This is a genomic window from Plantactinospora sp. CA-294935, assembly GCF_050936445.1.
In the GTDB taxonomy this organism is placed as follows: Bacteria; Actinomycetota; Actinomycetes; order Mycobacteriales; family Micromonosporaceae; genus Plantactinospora.
Window position 1 is genome coordinate 6,569,415 of the sequence record NZ_JBNJMU010000001.1, and the last position, 18,400, is coordinate 6,587,814.

Annotated in this window: 15 protein-coding genes; 9 read left to right on the top strand and 6 right to left on the bottom strand. The window is 71.6% G+C overall.

The genetic code is table 11. The features are described 5' to 3' along the window. Positions 1–155 precede the first annotated feature (155 nt). Complete coding sequence (locus tag ACQEVC_RS28885) at positions 156–878, top strand: restriction endonuclease (protein ID WP_432883606.1); 723 nt, start codon at positions 156–158, stop codon at positions 876–878. Between the two features lie 110 nt (positions 879–988). Here ACQEVC_RS28885 and ACQEVC_RS28890 read toward each other — a convergent pair whose 3' ends face one another. Beyond that, positions 989–1,657 (bottom strand): TetR/AcrR family transcriptional regulator, encoded by a 669-nt coding sequence (locus ACQEVC_RS28890; RefSeq protein WP_432883609.1) that lies wholly within the window; start codon positions 1,655–1,657, stop codon positions 989–991. Positions 1,658–1,702: 45 nt separating this feature from the next. Between ACQEVC_RS28890 and ACQEVC_RS28895 the strand changes: the two genes are divergently transcribed. Together ACQEVC_RS28895 and ACQEVC_RS28900 are read left to right on the top strand one after the other, a co-directional pair. Next, entirely contained in the window at positions 1,703–3,055 is a 1,353-nt protein-coding gene (locus tag ACQEVC_RS28895) for a M14 family zinc carboxypeptidase (RefSeq protein WP_432883611.1), read from the top strand. Between the two features lie 47 nt (positions 3,056–3,102). After that, the gene (locus ACQEVC_RS28900; protein ID WP_432883614.1) at positions 3,103–3,519 is read left to right on the top strand and encodes a pyridoxamine 5'-phosphate oxidase family protein; all 417 of its coding nucleotides are present in this window, start codon (positions 3,103–3,105) and stop codon (positions 3,517–3,519) included. 45 nt (positions 3,520–3,564) lie between these two features. On the opposite strand, the gene ACQEVC_RS28905 is transcribed toward ACQEVC_RS28900, so the two are convergent. After that, on the bottom strand, positions 3,565–4,659 hold the full coding sequence (locus tag ACQEVC_RS28905; protein ID WP_432883616.1) for a LacI family DNA-binding transcriptional regulator: 1,095 nt from the start codon (positions 4,657–4,659) through the stop codon (positions 3,565–3,567). Positions 4,660–4,985: 326 nt separating this feature from the next. On the opposite strand from ACQEVC_RS28905, the gene ACQEVC_RS28910 reads away from it, so the two are divergent. Genes ACQEVC_RS28910 through ACQEVC_RS28925 form a run of 4 tightly spaced genes read left to right on the top strand, consistent with a single transcriptional unit; the run spans position 4,986 to position 10,282 of the window. Beyond that, the gene (locus tag ACQEVC_RS28910; protein ID WP_432883619.1) at positions 4,986–5,900 is read left to right on the top strand and encodes a carbohydrate ABC transporter permease; all 915 of its coding nucleotides are present in this window, start codon (positions 4,986–4,988) and stop codon (positions 5,898–5,900) included. After that, positions 5,893–6,774: a carbohydrate ABC transporter permease gene (locus ACQEVC_RS28915; protein WP_432883621.1), complete on the top strand. Its 882-nt coding sequence runs from the start codon at positions 5,893–5,895 to the stop codon at positions 6,772–6,774. Before ACQEVC_RS28910 ends, ACQEVC_RS28915 begins: the two co-directional genes overlap by 8 nt. Before the next feature lie 50 nt (positions 6,775–6,824). Next, positions 6,825–8,117: an ABC transporter substrate-binding protein gene (locus ACQEVC_RS28920; RefSeq protein WP_432883623.1), complete on the top strand. Its 1,293-nt coding sequence runs from the start codon at positions 6,825–6,827 to the stop codon at positions 8,115–8,117. Beyond that, entirely contained in the window at positions 8,114–10,282 is a 2,169-nt protein-coding gene (locus ACQEVC_RS28925; RefSeq protein WP_432883628.1) for a hypothetical protein, read from the top strand. The genes ACQEVC_RS28920 and ACQEVC_RS28925 overlap by 4 nt, the downstream gene beginning before the upstream one ends. Positions 10,283–10,358: 76 nt before the next feature. Here ACQEVC_RS28925 and ACQEVC_RS28930 read toward each other — a convergent pair whose 3' ends face one another. Next, positions 10,359–13,367 carry a glycoside hydrolase family 3 C-terminal domain-containing protein gene (locus ACQEVC_RS28930; RefSeq protein WP_432883631.1) on the bottom strand — a complete coding sequence of 1,003 codons (3,009 nt, stop codon included), beginning with the start codon at positions 13,365–13,367 and terminating at the stop codon, positions 10,359–10,361. 181 nt (positions 13,368–13,548) lie between these two features. On the opposite strand from ACQEVC_RS28930, the gene ACQEVC_RS28935 reads away from it, so the two are divergent. Then, entirely contained in the window at positions 13,549–13,860 is a 312-nt protein-coding gene (locus ACQEVC_RS28935; RefSeq protein WP_432883634.1) for a hypothetical protein, read from the top strand. Positions 13,861–14,011: 151 nt separating this feature from the next. On the opposite strand, the gene ACQEVC_RS28940 is transcribed toward ACQEVC_RS28935, so the two are convergent. From ACQEVC_RS28940 to ACQEVC_RS28950, 3 genes are read right to left on the bottom strand one after another with little or no spacing between them, the layout of a single operon-like run. Then, the gene (locus ACQEVC_RS28940) at positions 14,012–14,893 is read right to left on the bottom strand and encodes an ABC transporter ATP-binding protein (RefSeq protein WP_432883636.1); all 882 of its coding nucleotides are present in this window, start codon (positions 14,891–14,893) and stop codon (positions 14,012–14,014) included. Positions 14,894–14,895: 2 nt separating this feature from the next. Further along, positions 14,896–15,960 (bottom strand): FecCD family ABC transporter permease, encoded by a 1,065-nt coding sequence (locus ACQEVC_RS28945; protein ID WP_432883639.1) that lies wholly within the window; start codon positions 15,958–15,960, stop codon positions 14,896–14,898. A gap of 4 nt (positions 15,961–15,964) precedes the next feature. Continuing rightward, the gene (locus ACQEVC_RS28950; protein WP_432883641.1) at positions 15,965–17,011 is read right to left on the bottom strand and encodes a FecCD family ABC transporter permease; all 1,047 of its coding nucleotides are present in this window, start codon (positions 17,009–17,011) and stop codon (positions 15,965–15,967) included. A 351-nt stretch (positions 17,012–17,362) separates the two neighbouring features. Here ACQEVC_RS28950 and ACQEVC_RS28955 point away from each other — a divergent pair, with 351 nt between their 5' ends. After that, positions 17,363–18,391, top strand: coding sequence for an iron-siderophore ABC transporter substrate-binding protein (locus ACQEVC_RS28955; RefSeq protein ID WP_432883644.1), 1,029 nt, complete (start codon positions 17,363–17,365; stop codon positions 18,389–18,391). The last annotated feature ends 9 nt before the right edge of the window (positions 18,392–18,400 follow it).

Genomic DNA, 18,400 nt, shown 5'->3' on the forward strand with positions numbered 1-18,400 from the left:
GACGTCGATACCCTCGAAGGTCCAGTGCAGAGCGACGCGGTTGCGAACGGGAGGGTGGCCGATGCCCCACCACACGTCGTCGGACGTACCCAGCTCTGGAAGGTGACACCGCGAGTGGTGCGTCGGCTGTCGTCCATCCCCGGCCAGGAGGCCTGATGCCGCGAGTGCAGTCGTACACCCGCCGGGACGGCACCCGGGTCAGGGGACACTACCGATCCCGTACGCGCCGCCCGCGCCTCCGCCGCTCGTACACCCGCCGACGCCGGGGCGGCAACCCGGCGTCGGACCGGTCGGGCTGGTGGCCCGCCGGGGTGGCCGGCGCGCTGGTGCTGGGCTGGCTGGTCGTGGACTTCGTCCAGCGGCATCCGGTCTGGGCACTGGTCATCGGGGTCGGCCTGGCAGCGGCCGGCGCCGGGATCCTGACCCTGCTGGTCAGGGCGCGGTTCCGCGAGGAGGCCGACGCGGCGGTACGGGCCCGGCACGTCGAGGCGACCGACACGATGACCGGGCCGGAGTTCGAGCGTTGGGTGGCTGCCCTGCTCAGCAGGTCGGGATTCTCCCGGGTGACCGTCTGCGGCGGTGCCGCCGACCGGGGCGCGGACATCACGGCTGTCGCCCGGGACGGGTGCCGGGTGGTCGTGCAGTGCAAGCGGCACAGCGCGGCGAACCGGGTCGGCAGCGCGGTGATCCAGCGCTTCGCCGGTACGTGCCGGAGCATTCACCGGGGCGAGATCTGCGTGATCGTCACCAACGGGTTCTTCGCGGCCGGTGACGGGTTGCGGCTGGCTCGCGAGTTGGGGATCGGGCTGGTGGATCGCTCGGAGCTGGGGGAGTGGGCGTACACCGGCCTGCCGCCCGCGTCACTGGGCCGGGGCTGAGCAGTCGATCCCCCGTGGGGTGGACCGGTCTGCCGCTTCGGCACGTACGCGTTGAGGTAGCTCCGGTGCCAGCAGTCGATCGGTCGCTCCGACCCGGCTATGCGCGTTGGTCAATGCGGTTGTGGCGGTGCTTGCGGTTCGGTGGCATGAGCGGCGGCGGGACGGTCACTGGCGTCAGCGGGTGGAATTCCGTCGAGAGCGGCGCACGCCTCGGCGATCAGGCTGGCGTCGGCAGGGATGTCTCGCAAGAGGCAGCCTTGGAGGAGACCGCGGGCGAGCCCGGCGGCCGCGGTTGCGACTCGCTGCGCCGACAGCTTGTCGAGGATGACGCCGTGCGCGGCTGGCCGGCCGGTGAGGGCTGTGCCGAGTGTGTCGACGACCGGGTCGCCGTCTTGGCGTACCTGGTCGGCGAAGCGTCTGTCGTGCAAGGCCAGGGCGGTCAGTTCAAGCTCGAACAGGTACAGGCGCCGGAGGCCGGGCGTTGCCGCGGCACCGGCCATCACCGTGCCGAAGCGGTGGAGTACCTCGGCCGCCGTGCACCGAGGCGGCAGGTTCACCTTCAGCCGGGGTAGCAGTTCATCCCGGCAGGAGGCGATGGCTGCATAGAACAGCTCCCGCTTGCCGCCGAAGCTTGAGTACACCGCGCCGGTCGTCAGGTCGGCCCGGGCTGCGATCGCCTCGACGGTCGCGGCCCGGTATCCCTGGGTGGCGATCAGGTCGATCGCGGCCTCCAGCAGCGCCTGCCGGTTCCTCTCCTGGATCTGCGCGCGCGTTGCCATCGTCCTCCTTGAGATAACATCCTTATCCGAGTAACGTCATTATCCATGGATTCGGAGCTCGCCGCGATTCTGGACGGCATCCCGCACCAGCATTGCTTTCCCGGTCCCGGCCAGGTTGGCGAGCGGCTGGCCGCGATAGCAGACCGCCATCCAGGCCTGGCGTGCCGCCAGCGCGTCGGCACCTCCCGTCAGGGCAGGCCCATCGAGTTGGTGACCATCGGTTCTGGCCCGTGCGACGTGCTGGTGTTCGCCGGCCCGCATCCCAACGAGCCGGCCGGCTTTCTCACCGTCCCGTACCTGGCCGAACTGCTCTGCACCGACGACGCCCTCCGTGAACGGCTGGGCTGCACCTGGCATCTCATCGGTTGCGTCGACCCCGACGGCGCACGGCTGAACGAAGACTGGTACGTCGGCCCGCTCACACGCCGGCACTACGCCCGCCGGCACTACCGGCCACCGTTGCGCGAGCAGGTGGAGTGGACGTTCCCGCTTCCGGGCGGCTCGGATGCCGGGCTGCCCGAAACCCGCGCGCTGATGCACGCGATCGATACTCTCCGGCCGGAGCTGATGTGCTCGCTGCACAACGCCGAGTTCGGCGGGGTGTACTACTACATCGGCGAGGAGCGGCCAGACATCGCCGACGCGCTGGCGGGCCTGTCCGCATGGACCGGCATCCCGCTGCACATCGGTGATGCCGAACTGCCCGGCACCAGGCGCATCCGCCCCGGCGTGTTCGCTGTCCCGTCGCTGAGAGCAGCCCATCACGCCATGACCGGGACCGGCGGTCCGATGGGCGCTTCCAGCCTGCACTACGCCGGGCGGCGCGGCACCTTCCCCCTCGTCATCGAAGTGCCGCTCTGGGCCAGCCCGCAGAGCGCTGAGGAAACCACGTGCGACCAGCGGCGCTCCGGCGTGCTGGCCGGCACGGCCGACATGCTGCAAGCGGTCTCCCCGGACATCGGCGAGGCCATCGATCCGGTACTCGAAATGATGACCACCCCCGGCTCGCCGTTCGCCCGCTCGCTGGCCGACGTTCGCCGGTCCGCCAGCGCCCTGGCCGCAGTGCTTCGAGAGCAGGCACGGCAGGCCGGTGACGGCCTGACCACCGTCGCCGAACGATTCGCCGCGCGGCAGACCGCCCACACCCTTCGCCTGCGCGCCTGCGGCACCGCACTGCGGCTGCTCGACGAAGAGGCCGGCCGCGGCAATCACACGCCGGCCGTCCAGGATGCCCGCCACGCCCTCGACGATCTGTTCACGGACTGGGTGAATGACGCTGACGCTGACGCACCGTGCACACCCGTGCCGCTCCACCGCCTGCTCGGCGCTCAACTCGGCGCCATCCTCACCACCGCAGCACTCCTCACCGAGGCGCACACAGCCGGCACCGGCCGGTAGTACGCCACCCTCGCGCAGAGAGCACCTGCCTGACCGGAAGAGAAGAAATGGACCCTGCACAGGCGCGCGAATTCCTCCGAACCCATCACCACGCCGTTCTCAGCACCTTCCGCAAGGACGGGCATCCCCAGCTTTCACCGGTCATCGTCGCACTCGACGGCACCGGCCGAGTCGTGCTCAGCACGACCAGCGCGCGAGCCAAGACCCGTAACCTACAGCGATGTCCGCAGGTCTCTGCATGCGTCTTCACCAGCCCGTTCTTCGGGCCATGGATACACATCGAGGGCACGGCCGAGATCCTGCCTCCAGCCCTGGGCCTGGATCGTGAGGCCCTGGAAGGCCTGCACAGCGCGCTCGGCGGCGAGTACCCGGACCGGGAAGCATTCAACGAAGGCATTCATGCCGACGGACGGGTAGTCATCCGCTTTGCCATCGAGCGCGCCAGCGGCATCACCGGGCGATAGAAATGGCGGCTGGACGCAGCCTGGCCCGGTCACCGTTACCACCGCCTACGCGCGGCCGGCCGGTACCGGTCCGGTGCTGTCCCGGACCAGCAGTCGGGGTTGGAAGTGCACGTCGTGCCCGGCCGGCCCGCCGCCCAGCAGCGCCCAGAGCCGGTCCCAGGCCTGCCGGCCGAGTTCGTTACGGGGGATCGAGGCGGTGGTAAGCGGCGGGGTGGTGTAGCGGGCGAACGGGATGTCGTCGAAGCCGGTAACCGAAAGGTCCCTCGGCACCCCGATGCCCAGCTCGTGCAGGCCGCTGAGCGCGCCGAACGCCACCATGTCGTTGAACGCGACCACGGCGGTCGCGCCGCTGCGCAGCACGGCCCGGGCCGCCGCGTACCCGTCGTCGAAGGTGGCGCCGCAGGGCAGTTCGGTGAGCGCGCAGACCGGTTCGGCGGCGCAGGTGGCCCGGAGTGCGGCCTGCCGTTCCCGGTTGGACGTGCTGGCCGCCGGGCCGGCCAGATAGACGATCCGGCGGTGGCCGAGGGACCGCAGGTGGGCCACGATCGCGGCGATCCCCGCCGCGTAGTCGACCGAGAGCGACGGGACGTTGCTGCCCGGCAGGTCCCGGTTGACCAGGACGAGCGGGGCGAGTCGGTCGCTGAGGGCCCGCAGTTCGGCCTCCGGTACCCGGGGCGAGGCCAGCACCAGCCCGTCGGAGCGGCGCCGCGCCTCCACCGCCAGGATCGCCTCCTCGGCGACGTTCTCGTTCGACTCGGCGACCAGCAGCCGGTGACCCCGGGTGGCGGCGGCGTGGCTGAGCCCGCGCAGCACGTCCTGGAACATCGGGTTGGACAGATCCGGCACGATCAGCGACACCGTGCTGGTACGCCCCAGCGCCAGGCTGCGGGCGACCAGGCTGGGTTCGTAGTTCAGCTCCTCGGCGGCGGCGCGGACCCGGGCGGCGAGGTCGGCCGCCACGGTCGGGCTACCGTTCATCACCCGGGAGACGGTCGCCCGGGAGACTCCGGCGGCCTCGGCGACCCGGCCGATCGTGGCCGAGGGGCGGTCCGACCGGGCGGATCTGCGGCGCCCCGGTCGCGATCCGCCGGTCGGTTGGTCGGCCGACTGCCCGGCGCGGCGGTCTCCGGTCAGGCTCATCTCGAATCTCCCAAGGGTGGCCGCCGTGCCGACCGTCCACTGCGGATATCGGGCAGTGATCGTCCGTTGACGCCCTGATGGCCATCTCGTGGGCACCGAAGATACCGGTTACCGATCTTGGAGGCAACCGGTTTCTCTCACCTGGCCACCGGCCTGTGCTGCGACGTTTCCACAGCTAGTTGACGAGTGTTCGATCCGTTGACAGTTGATGTTGGCTTTGTTAGAAACTGGTTACCCAGCCCGGATGTGGGCCGTGCGGGCATGGCGGGCATGACGGGCAGCACCGAGGCTCCACCCGCGACGTATCTCCGCCGAAGGGTGCTCCGATGAGCGATCGCACGGGCAGACCCACCGCACGGTCCGGGCCGCGCCGCCGGGAGACCCGGGTGGCGTACGGCTTCCTGACGCCGTGGATCGTCGGGATGGTCGTGTTCACCATCGGGCCGATCCTGGCCTCGCTCTATCTCTCCTTCACCGACTACACCCTGCTCAGTCCGCCGGAGTGGCTGGGGCTGGAGAACTACCGGCGGATGCTGGAGGATTCCCGGCTGCACAAGTCGCTGCTGGTCACCTTCCAGTACGTCTTCGTCTCCGTACCGTTGCAGCTCGTCCTGGCCCTCGGCCTGGCCATGCTGCTCAACCGGGGCGTACGCGGGCTGCCCATCTACCGCTCGGTCTACTACCTGCCGTCGCTGCTGGCCGGAAGCGTCTCCATCGCGATCCTGTGGCGGCAGATCTTCGGCAGCGAGGGGCTGATCAACCAGTTGCTCGCCAAGGTCGGCGTCGAGGGTGTGAGCTGGGTGTCCCATCCGGACTACGCGCTCGGCACCCTGGTCGTGCTGAACGCCTGGACGTTCGGCGCGCCGATGGTGATCTTCCTGGCCGGGCTCCGCCAGATCCCGAGCATGTACTACGAGGCGGCCTCGGTCGACGGCGCCGGCGCGGTCTCGCAGTTCTTCCGGATCACCATCCCGCTGCTCACCCCGATCATCTTCTTCAACCTGATCCTCCAGATGATCGGCGCCTTCCAGAGCTTCACCCAGGCGTTCGTGGTCAGCGGCGGCAGCGGCGGCCCGGCCGACTCCACCCTGCTCTACACGCTCTACCTCTACGAGCGCGGCTTCGGCTCGTTCGAGATGGGCTACGCGTCCGCGCTGGCCTGGACGCTGCTGGTCATCATCGCCGTGCTGACCGGCGTCAACTTCCTCTTCGCCAAGCGATGGGTGTTCTACGGTGACTGACCTGACCACCGCCGCCGGGGCCAGCGTACGGCCGGCGGCCCGCGCCGACCCGCCCGCGCGGCGGATCTCCAAGCACGCCCTGCTGATCGTCTTCGGCGTCGTGATGATCTATCCGCTGCTCTGGATGGTCTCCAGCTCGGTCAAGCCGACCGAGGTCATCTTCCGGGATCCGTCGATCTGGCCCCGCGAGTTCGACCTCGGCAACTACACCGGCGGCTGGACGGCGCTGGAGCACCCGTTCCAGCACTACCTGTGGAACTCGGCGGTGATCGCGATCGCCTCGATCGTCGGCAACCTGCTCTCCTGCTCGCTCGCGGCGTACGCGTTCGCCCGGCTGGAGTTCCGGGGCCGGCGGGTCCTCTTCGCCGCGATGCTCGCCACGATGATGCTGCCGATCCACGTGCTGATCGTGCCGCAGTACGTCCTCTTCTCGCAGCTCGACTGGATCAACACCAGCCTGCCGCTGATCGTGCCGAAGTTCCTCGCCACGGACGCCTTCTTCATCTTCCTGATGGTGCAGTTCATCCGCTCCCTGCCCAGGGAGCTGGACGAGGCGGCCCGGATGGACGGCTGCGGGCACCTACGGATCTACTGGCGGATCATCATGCCGCTCTCCGTACCCGCGCTGGCCACCTCGGCGCTGTTCACCTTCATCTGGACCTGGAACGACTTCTTCAGCCAGCTCATCTTCCTGACCAACCCCGACCTCTACACCGTCCCGGTCGCGCTCCGGTCCTTCATGGACGGTCAGGGCGAGACCGCCTGGGGTCAGCTCTTCGCCATGTCCATCGTCGGACTTGCGCCGATCTTCGGCTTTTTCCTCGCCGGCCAGCGTTATCTGACGCAGGGGCTGGCTACGACCGGCCTCAAGTGAACCGTTCCAACCCACCGCTTCGCACACCCACCGTCAGCGAAGGAGTTCCGATGAGAGCCAGATCCGTCCGGACCCGCCTGGGCACCGTCGCCGTCTCCGCCACCCTGCTGCTCTCGGTCGCCGCCTGCGGCGACTCCGGGGGCGACGGCGGGCCCGTGGAGTTGCGGTTCTCCTGGTGGGGGAACAACGACCGGGCCCAGGCCACCCAGAAGGTGATCGACGCCTTCCAGGCGCAGAACCCGGACATCAAGGTCACCGGCTCGTCGTCCGACTTCAACGCGTACTTCGACAAGCTCGCCACCGAGGTCGCGGCCGGCGACGCGCCGGACGTCATCACGCTGGGCGGCGCCTATCCCCGGGAGTACGGCGACCGGGGTGCGCTGCTCGACCTGGCCCGGGTGCAGAACGAACTGAAGACCGACAAGATCGACGCCGCCGCACTCGGCAACGGGCGCTTCGAGGAGAAGCAGTACGGCGTGCCGACCGGGGTCAACACCTTCGCGGTGGTGGTCAACCCGACCGTCTTCCAGAAGACCGGCGTACCGCTGCCGGACGACAGCACGTGGACCTGGGAGGACTTCGCCCGGATCGCCCGGGAGATCTCGGCGAAGTCGCCGAAGGGCACCTACGGGGCGGCCGACCCGAGCAGCGCCGACATGTTCGACCTCTACTCCCGGCAGCGCGGCGAGGGGCTGTACACCCCGGACGGCAAGGTCGCGATCAGCCGGAACACCATCACCGAGTGGTGGACGATGACCGTCGGGCTGCGCGACTCCGGCGCCACCCCGCCGGCCTCGGTCACCACCGAGCTGGAGGGTCAGCCGGCCCCGGAGCAGACCCTGATGGGTCGAGGGCTGGCCGGGATGCAGTTCGACTGGAGCAACCAGCTCGGCTCGCTGCGCAAGGCGTCCGGACAGCCGCTCGAGCTGCTGCGGGCGCCGGGGGAGGGCGCCCAGAAGCCGGGGATGTGGTTGCAGGCCTCGCAGATCTACACCATCAACGCCCGTACCGAACACCCGAAGGAGGCGGCGAAGTTCGTCGACTTCCTGGTCAACAGCCCGGAGGCCGGAAAGATCATCCTGACCGACCGGGGCATTCCGGCCAATTCCGAGGTGCTCTCGGCGGTGGTGCCGGCACTCAACCCGGACCAGTCCGCCCAGGCGAAGTTCATCGAGCGGGTCACCCCGCAGGTGGGTCCGCCGCTGGTGATCGGGCCGACCGGCTCCACCGACACCCGGCTCATCCTGCAACGGCTCAACGCCGAGGTGCTCTTCGACCGGAAATCCCCGGCCGACGCGGCGGACGAGTTCGTCAAGCAGGTGGAGGCGGCGATCGGCAAGTGACCCCGGACCGGAACGGGGACGACGGCCGGCTGGCGGAGCAGGGCGGGCCCCGGATCGACCGCCGGGCCCTCGTCGACCGGCACGCGGTCGAGCTGACCGGCATCCTGCCGGAGTCCCCGCTCTCGGTCGGCAACGGGGAGTTCTGCTACACCGTCGACGTCACCGGCTTGCAGACCTTTCCGGAGCACTACCCGGTGCACAACCCCGGCGGCATCGGCACACCGGGCACGCTGCTCGGCACCCAGGCACAGTGGGGCTGGCACAGCGTGCCGGCCGGGCGGGCGTACGACCTGGCGGAGACCTGCCGGGCCTATCCGACGCCGCGCGGCCCCGTCGAGTACGTCGACATGCGCGGCACGCTCTCCGGCACCCGCGAGGCCCCGGAGTCGCCGGCCGAGTCCTGGCTGCGCGGCAATCCACACCGGCTCGACCTGGGCCGGATCGGGCTGGTCTGGACGGCCCGCTCGGCCGGCTCCGGAGTCGGCATCCGGGCGCCCGAGCCGGCCGAGCTGACCGACCCGCACCAGCGGCTCGACCTGTGGACCGGCACCATCACCAGCCGGTTCCGGCTGGCCGGCACACCCGTCCAGGTGCACACGGTCTGCCATCCGGACCGCGACGTCGTCGCCGTACGCGTCGAGTCGGCGCTGCTCGCCGAGGGCCTCGCGGTGCGGATCGCCTTCCCGTACGGCTCGCCGGAGTGGAGCAACGCCGCCGACTGGTCCCGGCCGCAGGCGCACTCCTCCAGGCTGCGCCCGACCCCGGACGGGGCGGTGCTGCGCCGGGTACTCGACGACACCGCGTACTCGGTCGGGATCGCGCTGCCGGACGGCGCCCGGATCCTGCACGTCGGCCGGCACGAGTTCCTGGTCAGCACCGGGCTGGCCGCCGTCGAGCTGGTCGTCGCGTTCGCGCCCGGCGCCGGCTCGGCCGCCGGCACCGCGCTGCCGTCCTTTCCCGAGGTCGCGGCCGCGTCCGCCCGGCACTGGCCGGAATTCTGGCGCGGCGGTGGCGCGGTCGAACTGGCCGGCAGCCGGGACGAGCGGGCGGTCGAGCTGGAACGGCGGGTGGTGCTCTCCCAGTACCTGACCGCGGTGCACTGCGCCGGCACGCTGCCCCCGCAGGAGACCGGCCTGATGGTGAACTCCTGGCGCGGCCGGTTCCACCTGGAGATGCACTGGTGGCACGCGGCGCACTTCCCGCTCTGGGGCCGTCCCGGCCTGCTGGAACGCAGTCTCTGCTGGTACGCCGGCATCCTGCCCCGGGCCCGGGAGACCGCCCGCCGGCAGGGCTGTGCCGGTGCCCGCTGGCCCAAGCAGGTCGGCCCGGACGGCCGGGAGAGTCCGAGCCCGATCGGGCCGTTCCTGCTCTGGCAGCAGCCGCACCCGATCTTCCTCGCCGAGCTGGTCCGGCGTACCAGCACCGACCCGGAGGCCGCGTTGCACCGGTACGCCGACGTCGTCCTCGACACGGCGACGTTCATGGCCGACCACCCGGTCCGGGGCGAGCGCGGCTACCAGCTCGGCCCGCCGCTGGTCCCGGCCCAGGAGTCGTACGCCGACGTCCGGGAGAGCCTCACCAACCCCACCTTCGAGCTGGCGTACTGGTCCTGGGGGCTGCGGATCGCGCAGTCCTGGCGGATACTGCTCGGCCTGCCGGCGGAGCCGTCCTGGGAGAAGGTCGCCGCCAACCTGGTCCGGCCGCACGTCCGGGACGGGGTCTACACCGCCGTCGACGTGCCGCCGTACACGGTGCGGGACGACCACCCGTCGATGCTGTACGCGTTCGGCCTCGTACCACCCACCGAGCTGGTCGACCCGGAGGTCATGCGGGCCACCCTGCACGGGGTACTGGCCGACTGGGACTGGCCGTCGACCTGGGGCTGGGACTATCCGGCCATCGCGATGACGGCGACCCGGCTGGGCGAGCCGCACACCGCCGTCGACGCGCTGCTGCGACCCGAACCGAAGAACGGCTACCTGCCCAACGGGCACAACCGGCAGACCGCCGCGCTGCCGGTCTACCTGCCCGGCAACGGTGGGCTGCTGGCCGCCGTCGCGCTGATGGCCCGGGGCTCGGACGCGGACGCCGGCCGGCCGACCCCCGGCTTTCCCGACGACGGAAGCTGGACGGTCCGGCACGAGGGACTGCACCCGATGCCCTGACCGACCAGGGGATGCGCTGACCGGCCTCAGTCGGTCGCCGCTCCGGTGGTGAAGTCGCTGGATGCCCTGACCGACCTCAGCCGGCGCCCGGCCCGATGGTGAACTCGCTGACCCGCAGGCCGGCGCCGAGCCGCAGGTACACGTCCCGGACCCCGGTCGTGCCGGCCAGCGCCGCCTGCACGGTGGTGTACGCGTACCGGTCGCCGGTGCTGGGCACGGTGGCCCGGCCCAGCAGCGGACCGGTCGGGGAGTCGAGGCGTACCTCGATGGTTTCGTCGCCCGGCGCGGACCTCGCGGCCCGGACGGTGAGGGTGCGCGAGCGGGCGTCGAGGGCCGTGCCGGTGAACGCGATCCAGCCGCCGGAGCCGGCACCCTCGACGGCGGTGCCGCGCACCTTCGTCTCGTCCACCAGCAGGATTCCGTCGTAGTCGTCGAAGTTCTCCGCCCGGGTCGACCGGGACAGGTCCCGGGGCGGAATCGTCTCGCCGCGCACCCGCAGCGTGCCATGCTGCCGGACGTCGGTGGCGGAGGCGCCGACCAGCAGGTCGTGTTCGGCGGACTCGACCACCCAGCGGTCCCGGGTCACGTCCCAGTGCCCCAGTTCGGTCGCCCGGACGGCGAACGTCACCCGGCGGGTCTGGCCGGGGGCGAGGGTCACCCGCCCGAAGGCGCGGAGCTGCCGCAGCGGCATCCGGTCCCGGGACGTGCGTTGCCGGGTGTAGAGCTGCACCACCTCGTCGCCGGTCCGCCGACCGGTGTTGGTCACCTCGACCGTCACCGTCACCGAGTCGTCCGGCCCGGCCGACGGCGCGCCCACCCGCAGGTTCGCATACCGGAAGCGGGTGTAGGACAGGCCGTGCCCGAACGGGAAGAGCGGCTCGCCCCGGTGGTACAGGTAGGTCTGCCCGGACCGGATGATGTCGTAGTCGCGCAGGTCCGGCGGCAGGTCGGCGTCGGCGCGAGGCCAGGTCTGGCTGAGCCGCCCGCCCGGGTTGCGGTCGCCGAAGAGTGTGCCCGCCAGTGCCCGGCCGGTCTCCGGCCCGGCGTGGGTGGTCCAGAGCAGCGTCGCCGGCTCGGCCGCCAGGGTCACCGGATAGCTGGTTTCCAGCACCACCGCGGTGTCCGGGTTGGCCGAGGTGACCGCCTCGACCAGTGCGGACTGGCTGGCACCGAGCGCCAGACTGCGCCGGTCGGCGTTCTCCCGCCCGTAGACCAGCGGATGGCTGCCGACCACGACCACCGCCGCGTCGGCCCGGGCAGCCGCCGCGGCGGCGGTGGCGGCACCGCTTTCCACCACCTCCCGGGCGAACCGGGCGGCGGCGGCGCGCTCGCCGGTGCCGACCGCGCCGTCCGGGGACACCGTCAGATACCGACCGGGGTACGGCCACCAGCTCTCGTTGGTCTCGTAGCCCGCGTACCGGATCAGGTACGCACCGTCCGGCTCCCGTTCCAGCGCGAACTGCTGCGGTACGAACCATCCGCCGATCTCCGTCTCGGCGGTGTGGTACGGCCCCCAGTTGCCGGCGAGGTAGCGCCCGTTGCCGGCGTTGCGCAGCGTGCTGACGTCGCCCGCCCAGTCGTTCTGGTCCCACTGTGCGGCGGCGGTGGCCGGCCCGGCCGCCGCGACGACGTTCTCCCCGGTGGCGGTGCCGGTGGCGGTCAGGTACCGCCCGGTCGCCAGGTCGCGCAGCGCCACCCGGTCGAGCGCCTCGACGCCGGTGACCGTGACGCGGTCGCCGAGCCGTTCCCGGATCCCGGCCAGCGGTGTCACCCGGTACGGCAGGGCGCCGCCGTACCAGTCGCCGTGCAGCGCGTCGTGCAGCGGGCCGATCACGGCGACGTTCCGGACCCGGGTCGGGTCCACCGGCAGGGTGCCGGCCGAGTTGCGCAGCAGCACCATCGCCCGCTCCGCCGCCTCCCGGTTGAGGCGTCGGTGCGCGGGGCTGCCGATCACCTCCGGACCGATGTGTGCGTACGGGCCGCCGTCCGGGTCGAAGTGCCCGAGCCGGAGCCGGATCGACAGCACCCGCCGCACCGAGGCGTCCACGTCGGCGACGGTGAGCAGCCCTCGGTCGAGCGCGGCGCGCAGGGTGGCCACCATCGGACCGGGCTGGCCGTCGTCGACGGTGAAGCTGTCCAGCCCGGCCTTGAGCATCGCCGCGTACGCCTCGGTCTCGTCGGCGTAGTAGCCCTGGAGCTGGGTCAGCGCGTGCGGAGCCCAGGCGTCGCTGACGTGGTAGAGGTCGCGGTCGGTCCACGCCCGGATCACCTCGGCGAAGTCCGGGTTGACGTGGCTCGGGCGGCCGTTGACCAGGTTGTAGCCGGCCATCACCCCGGTGGCGGCGCCGGCCGCGATCGCGGACCGGAAGGCCGGATCCTCGTATTCGTGCCGCAGCCGTGGTCGCAGGCCGGCCGAGGTCAGGCTCCGCTCCGCCTCCCGGTTGTACGCCGCGTAGTGCTTCAGCACCGGTGCGGTCTTGAGTCGCTCGGGATGGTCCCCGCTCAGGCCCCGTCCGTACGCGGTGGCGATCGCGCCGGTCAGCAGCGGGTCCTCGGAGTAGCCCTCCTCGTTCTTGCCCCACCGGGGGTCCCGCAGCAGGTTCACCACCGGCGCCCAGACCTGGAGGCCCCAGACGTCCGGATCGGCGGCGTGGTGGCCGCGCACCTCGTCGCCGACGGCCGAGCCGATCCGCCGGACCAGGTCCGGATCCCAGGTGCTGGCCAGGCCGAGCGCCTGCGGGAAGACCGTGGCCTCGGTGGCGGTCACCACGTTCCAGTCGGCGTCGACGTCGTTGGACCAGGCCACCCCGTGCAGGGCCTCGGTGCCGGTCTTGAAATATCCGACGCCCAGGCGGGGGATGGCCGGTTGCGACTGGTGCAGCAGGGAGAGTTTCTCGTCCAGGGTCAGCCGGCCGAGAAGGTCGTCGATCCGTTGCCCGTCGGGCAGCCGAGGGTCCCGGAAGGGAAACCCGTCGGCCGGGTCCGCGGTGCCGGTGCCGGCCGTGACCACCATGCTGAGCAGCACCGCCACCAGTGCCGCCGCGCCACTGCGGACGAGCCGACGTCCGTCGGTGCCGCGTCCCATGCGTCCCCCGTCCGTCGAACCTTTCCGACCTGGACGGCGTGGCGCGCGCGTCCCGACTCTGACCTGCGGCCACCACGGATCGCAAGGGGAGGTGGAAAGGTTCGTTGTGCTAGCCCGGCACGACTTTGTTTAATTACCCAACGATCTCATCATCGATGGGAGTGCGGAAGGGGAGGAACCGATGAAGAAGTTCGCCACCCGGATCGCGGTGCTCGCGATCGTCGGGGCCGGCGCGGCGGTCGGAGTCACCGCCGTACCGGCACAGGCCGCACAGGCCCGGCCGTGCAGCGCCGACGGTCTCAGCCTGTACGGCCGCTATCCGGTCGACCACGACCAGCGGATCTACCAGTGCGTGCCGGACCCGTTCACCCCGCGCTGGGTGCTCTCCGAGACCTGTCCGGCGGGGACCCAACCGGCGACCACGCTCACGCCGTACTACCCGGGCAGCAGCACCGGGCCGTACCTCGCGACGACGACCTGCGCCAGCGACTGAACCTTCTCCACCTGGACCGCGCGGCGCTCACGGACCGCGTCCGGCCCTGCGGTCCACCGCCGCAAGGGGAGGTCGAAAAGGGTCACTGAACCGTCGCCGCTGACGCGGGCGGTGGTCGCCGGAGCCCTGTGGACGGTCGAGCCAGGACCGGTCAGGCGCCGGCGGCCACCGGCATCAGCGGCCGGGGGTGGTGCCGGCTGGTCGGGATCACCAGCGGTGTGCCGGTCAGCGGGTCGACGCTCACCTCGCACCGCACGTCGAAGACCTCGTCGACCAGTTCGGTGGTGACCACACTCGACGGTTCGCCCTGCGCGACGATCCGGCCACCCTTCATCGCGATCACGTGGTCGGCGTACCGGCACGCCTGGTTGAGGTCGTGCAGCACCATCACCACGGTCCGGCCGTCCCGCCGGTTCAGGTCCACCACCAGGTCGAGTACGTCGATCTGGTGCGACAGGTCCAGGAAGGTGGTCGGCTCGTCCAGTAGCAGCACCGGGGTCTGTTGGGCCACCGCCATGGCGATCCAGGCCCGTTGCCGCTGCCCGCCGGAGAGTTCGTCCACCGGTCGGTCGACCAGCTCGGTGACCCCGGTCGCGGCCAGCGCGTCGGTCACCGCCCGCTCGTCCTCCGGCGACCACTGCCGCCACCAGGTCTGGTGCGGCGAGCGCCCCCGGCCGACCAGGTCGAGCACGGTCAGGCCGTCCGGCGCGACCGGTGCCTGCGGCAGGATCCCCACCTGCCGGGCCACCTGCCGGGTGGGCAGGGAGTGGATCGCCCGGCCGTCGAGCTGGACGCTGCCGGCCGTCGGGTTGAGCAGCCGGGCCAGCGCCCGGAGCAGGGTGGACTTGCCGCAGGCGTTGGCGCCGACGATCACACTGATCCGGCCCGCCGGTATCACCAGGTCGAGGTCGTCGACGACCACCCGCTCGCCGTACGCCAGGCGCAGCCGCTCGGCCCGCAGCTCGGGGTGACCGGCCGCGCCCGGCGGCGGGGCGTCGAGCGCGGTGTCGGTGATGGTCAGGTCCACGGTCATCGTCAGCCTCCAGAACCGGCGCGGTTGGTCCGGACGAGCAGCCAGAGCAGGAACGCCGCGCCGAGCGCCCCGGTGACCACGCCGACCGGCAGGTCGACGTCCGGGATGATCCAGCGGGCCACCAGGTCGCTGGCCGAGACCATCAGGGCCCCGGTCAGCGCGGACGCCAGCAGTGGCGGCGCGGGGAGCCCCGCCAGCCGCTGGGCGATCTGCGGTGCGGCCAGTGCCACGAACAGCACCGGCCCGGTGGCGGCGGTGGCGAACGCGACCAACGCGACGCCGACGACCACCAGGCAGAGCCGGGCCAGTTGCACGGGCGTGCCGAGCCCCCGGGCCACCTCGTCGCCGAGGTGCAGGGTCCGGGTCCACCGCCCGAGCAGCATCCCGGCGGGCAGCAGGGTCAGCACCGCGGCGGAGAGCGGACCGACCGTCTCCCAGCCGCGACCGCTGAGGTTGCCGACCAGCCAGCCGAGCGCCGCCTGCGCCTCGGCGAGTTGGGCCCGGGTCAGCAGGTAGTCGGTGGCGCTGGCGCACATCCAGGAGACGGCGATGCCGACCAGCACGATCCGGTAGCCGGTGGCGCCACGCCGCCAGGCCAGCAGGTAGATCAGCGCGGCGGTGACCAGCCCGCCGATCAGGCCCAGCGCCGGCAGGCTCAGCCCGGCACCGCCGAGCACGATGGCGGCCACCACGGCGGTGGTGGCACCGGCGTTGATGCCGATCATGTCGGGACTGGCCAGCGGGTTACGGGTGATGGTCTGGAAGATCGCCCCGGAGACGGCGAACGCGGCACCGGCGAGTACGGCGGTCAGCGCCCGGGGCAACCGCAGCTCCCGCACGATGAAGACCTGGCCCGGATCGCCGGAACCCCAGAGCGCGGGGACCACCCGCAGCGGGCTGACCGGGTAGTCGCCGGTGGCGATGCCGACGCAGAAGACCACGAAGGCCAGTGCGGCGAGCCCGAGGCAGCAGGTCAGCAGCCGCGCCCGGAGTACGCCGGAGACCGGTGGCCGGCCGATCCGGAACGCGGTACGCCCGCCGGTGCGGCGCAGGTCGAGGAGGGTCACCGGATCAGAGCTCCGCGAGCCGGCGGCGCCGGACCAGCATGATGAAGAACGGACCGCCGATGAACGCGGCGATGATGCCGACGCCGACCTCGCTCGGCCGGGCGACGACCCGACCGACGATGTCGGCCAGCAGCAGCAGGCTCGGTGCGAGCACCATGGTGAACGGCAGCAGCCAGCGGTGGTTCGGGCCGGTGATCAGCCGGGCCACGTGCGGCACCACCAGCCCGACGAAGACGATCGACCCGGCGACCGCGACCGCGGCCCCGGCGAGCAGGGTCACCGCCAGGGTGCCCTGGAGGCGTACCAGTCCGACCCGGCGGCCCAGCGCGGCCGCGACGTCGTCGCCGAGGGCGAGGCTGTTCAGCGCGGGGGCGGCGGCCAGCGCGAGTACGGTGCCGGCGGCCAGGAACGGCAGGAGCTGGCCGATGGTGCCGAAGTCCGGCCCGGAGAGCGAGCCGGCCGCCCAGAAGCGGTACCGGTTGAGCGCCTCCGGGTCGCGCAGCACGACCGCGCTGGTCACCGAGTTGAGCAGGAAGGTGATCGCGATGCCGGCCAGCGCCACCTTGACCGGGGTGGAGCCGCCCCGGCCGAGCCCGCCGAGCAGGTAGACGACCACGCTGGCCAGCAGGGCACCGGCGAAGGCGAACCAGATGTAGCCGTAGAGCGTGGCGATGCCGAACCAGGCGATCGCGACGACGATGCCGAGCGCGGCACCGGCGCTGACCCCGAGCAGGCCGGGATCGGCGAGCGGGTTGCGGGTCAGCCCCTGCATCAGGGCGCCGGAGAGGCCCAGTGCCATCCCGACCAGCAGGCCGAGCACGGTGCGCGGCAGGCGTACGCCCCAGACGATCGCCTCGATCTGCGGGTCGACGCCGCGCGCCCCGGCCCGGTCGAGGAGGGTCTGCACCACCTGGTCCAGCGGGATCTGCCGGCTGCCCACCGCGACGGAGAGCAGGGACAGCACAATCAGGACGGTCGTGGCGACCAGGAAGAGCCCGACCGGACGCCTGGATCGGTGACCCGTCGCCCGGACGGGCGCGGGTCGGCTCACCGGTGGTGCCTGGTCGGTCGTCACGCGGTCCTCGGGTTTCTTCCGCCGGCAAATCGGGTCTCGTCCGCCGGCAATGTGCAGGGGTTTCGCTTCTTAGGGTAGGTATACCTTAGTTCACGGCTTCGATGGTTGGGGAGGCCCGTCCCGGCGAAGCTGTTGAGGTTAGGTAAGGATTACCTTACTATCACCGTCATCGGAACCGGACGCCGGTGCCGGGCCCGACGTCGAGGCACCGTCGCCGGATGTCGCGCGACCGCATTCCGAGCCGGCGCACAGTGCCGGGCCCGCCGAGACGGATGTCCGTCCGACCGCCGAACCGGCGGGGGAACCCGAGAGACCGAAGAGGAGCCGATGTCCACGACACCTGCCCGCACGATGCGTCCCCGGCCCGTCCGACTGGCGGCGGCGCTGGCCGCCCTCGTACTCGTACTCGGCCTGGCCGGCTGCGGCGGTGGCGACGACGGCGCCGACCCGACGCCTTCGACGAGCGCCGGTGGCACCTTCCCGGTGACCGTCGAGCACAAGTACGGCAGCACCGAGATCACCAAGGCGCCCAGCCGGGTGGTCACGCTCGGGCTCAGCGACCAGGACCCGGTGCTCGCCCTCGGCGTCGTGCCGGTCGGTGCGATCGACTGGTTCCTGGAGCGGCCGTACGGCAAGTGGCCGTGGGCGCAGCCGCTGTGGGGCAGCACCCCGCCGGAGATCGTCGGTGAGCGGGACGACTACAACCTCGAGAAGATCGCCGCGTTGCGTCCGGATCTGATCATCGGGCTCTACTCTGGAATGACCCAGGAGCAGTACCAGAAGCTCTCCCAACTCGCCCCGACCGTGGCCCAGCCGAAGGGCTTCGCCGACTACGCCGCGCCGTGGCAGGAGATGACCCGGCAGGCCGGCCGCGCGCTCGGCAAGCCGGAGCAGGCCGACAAGCTGATCGCCGACGTGGACGCCCGGTTCGCCAAGGCCCGGCAGGAACACCCCGGTTTCGCCGGCAAGACCGTGGCGGTGGTCGACCCGTACGAGGCCGGCAAGTACGCGGTCTTCGCGCCGAGCGACCCGAAGGTGGTCTTCATGACCCAGCTCGGCTTCACGGTGCCGGACAGCATCGTGCAGGCGGCCGGCAAGGAGTACGCCGCCGAGATCGGCTCCGAGCGGCTCGACCTGGTCGACGTGGACAGGCTGCTCTTCCTCACCTCGGACGCCAGCGCGGAGCCGCGGGTGAAGGCGGACAAGGTCTACGCCACCCTGGACGTGGCGAAGCAGAACCGGGCGGTCTTCCTGCCGTACGAGAACCCGCCGCTCGGCGGTGCGCTCTCGTTCAGCACCGTGCTCAGCGTCCCGTACGCGCTGGACCAGATCCTGCCGCTGCTCGGCGACGGCTGACCGCCGGCC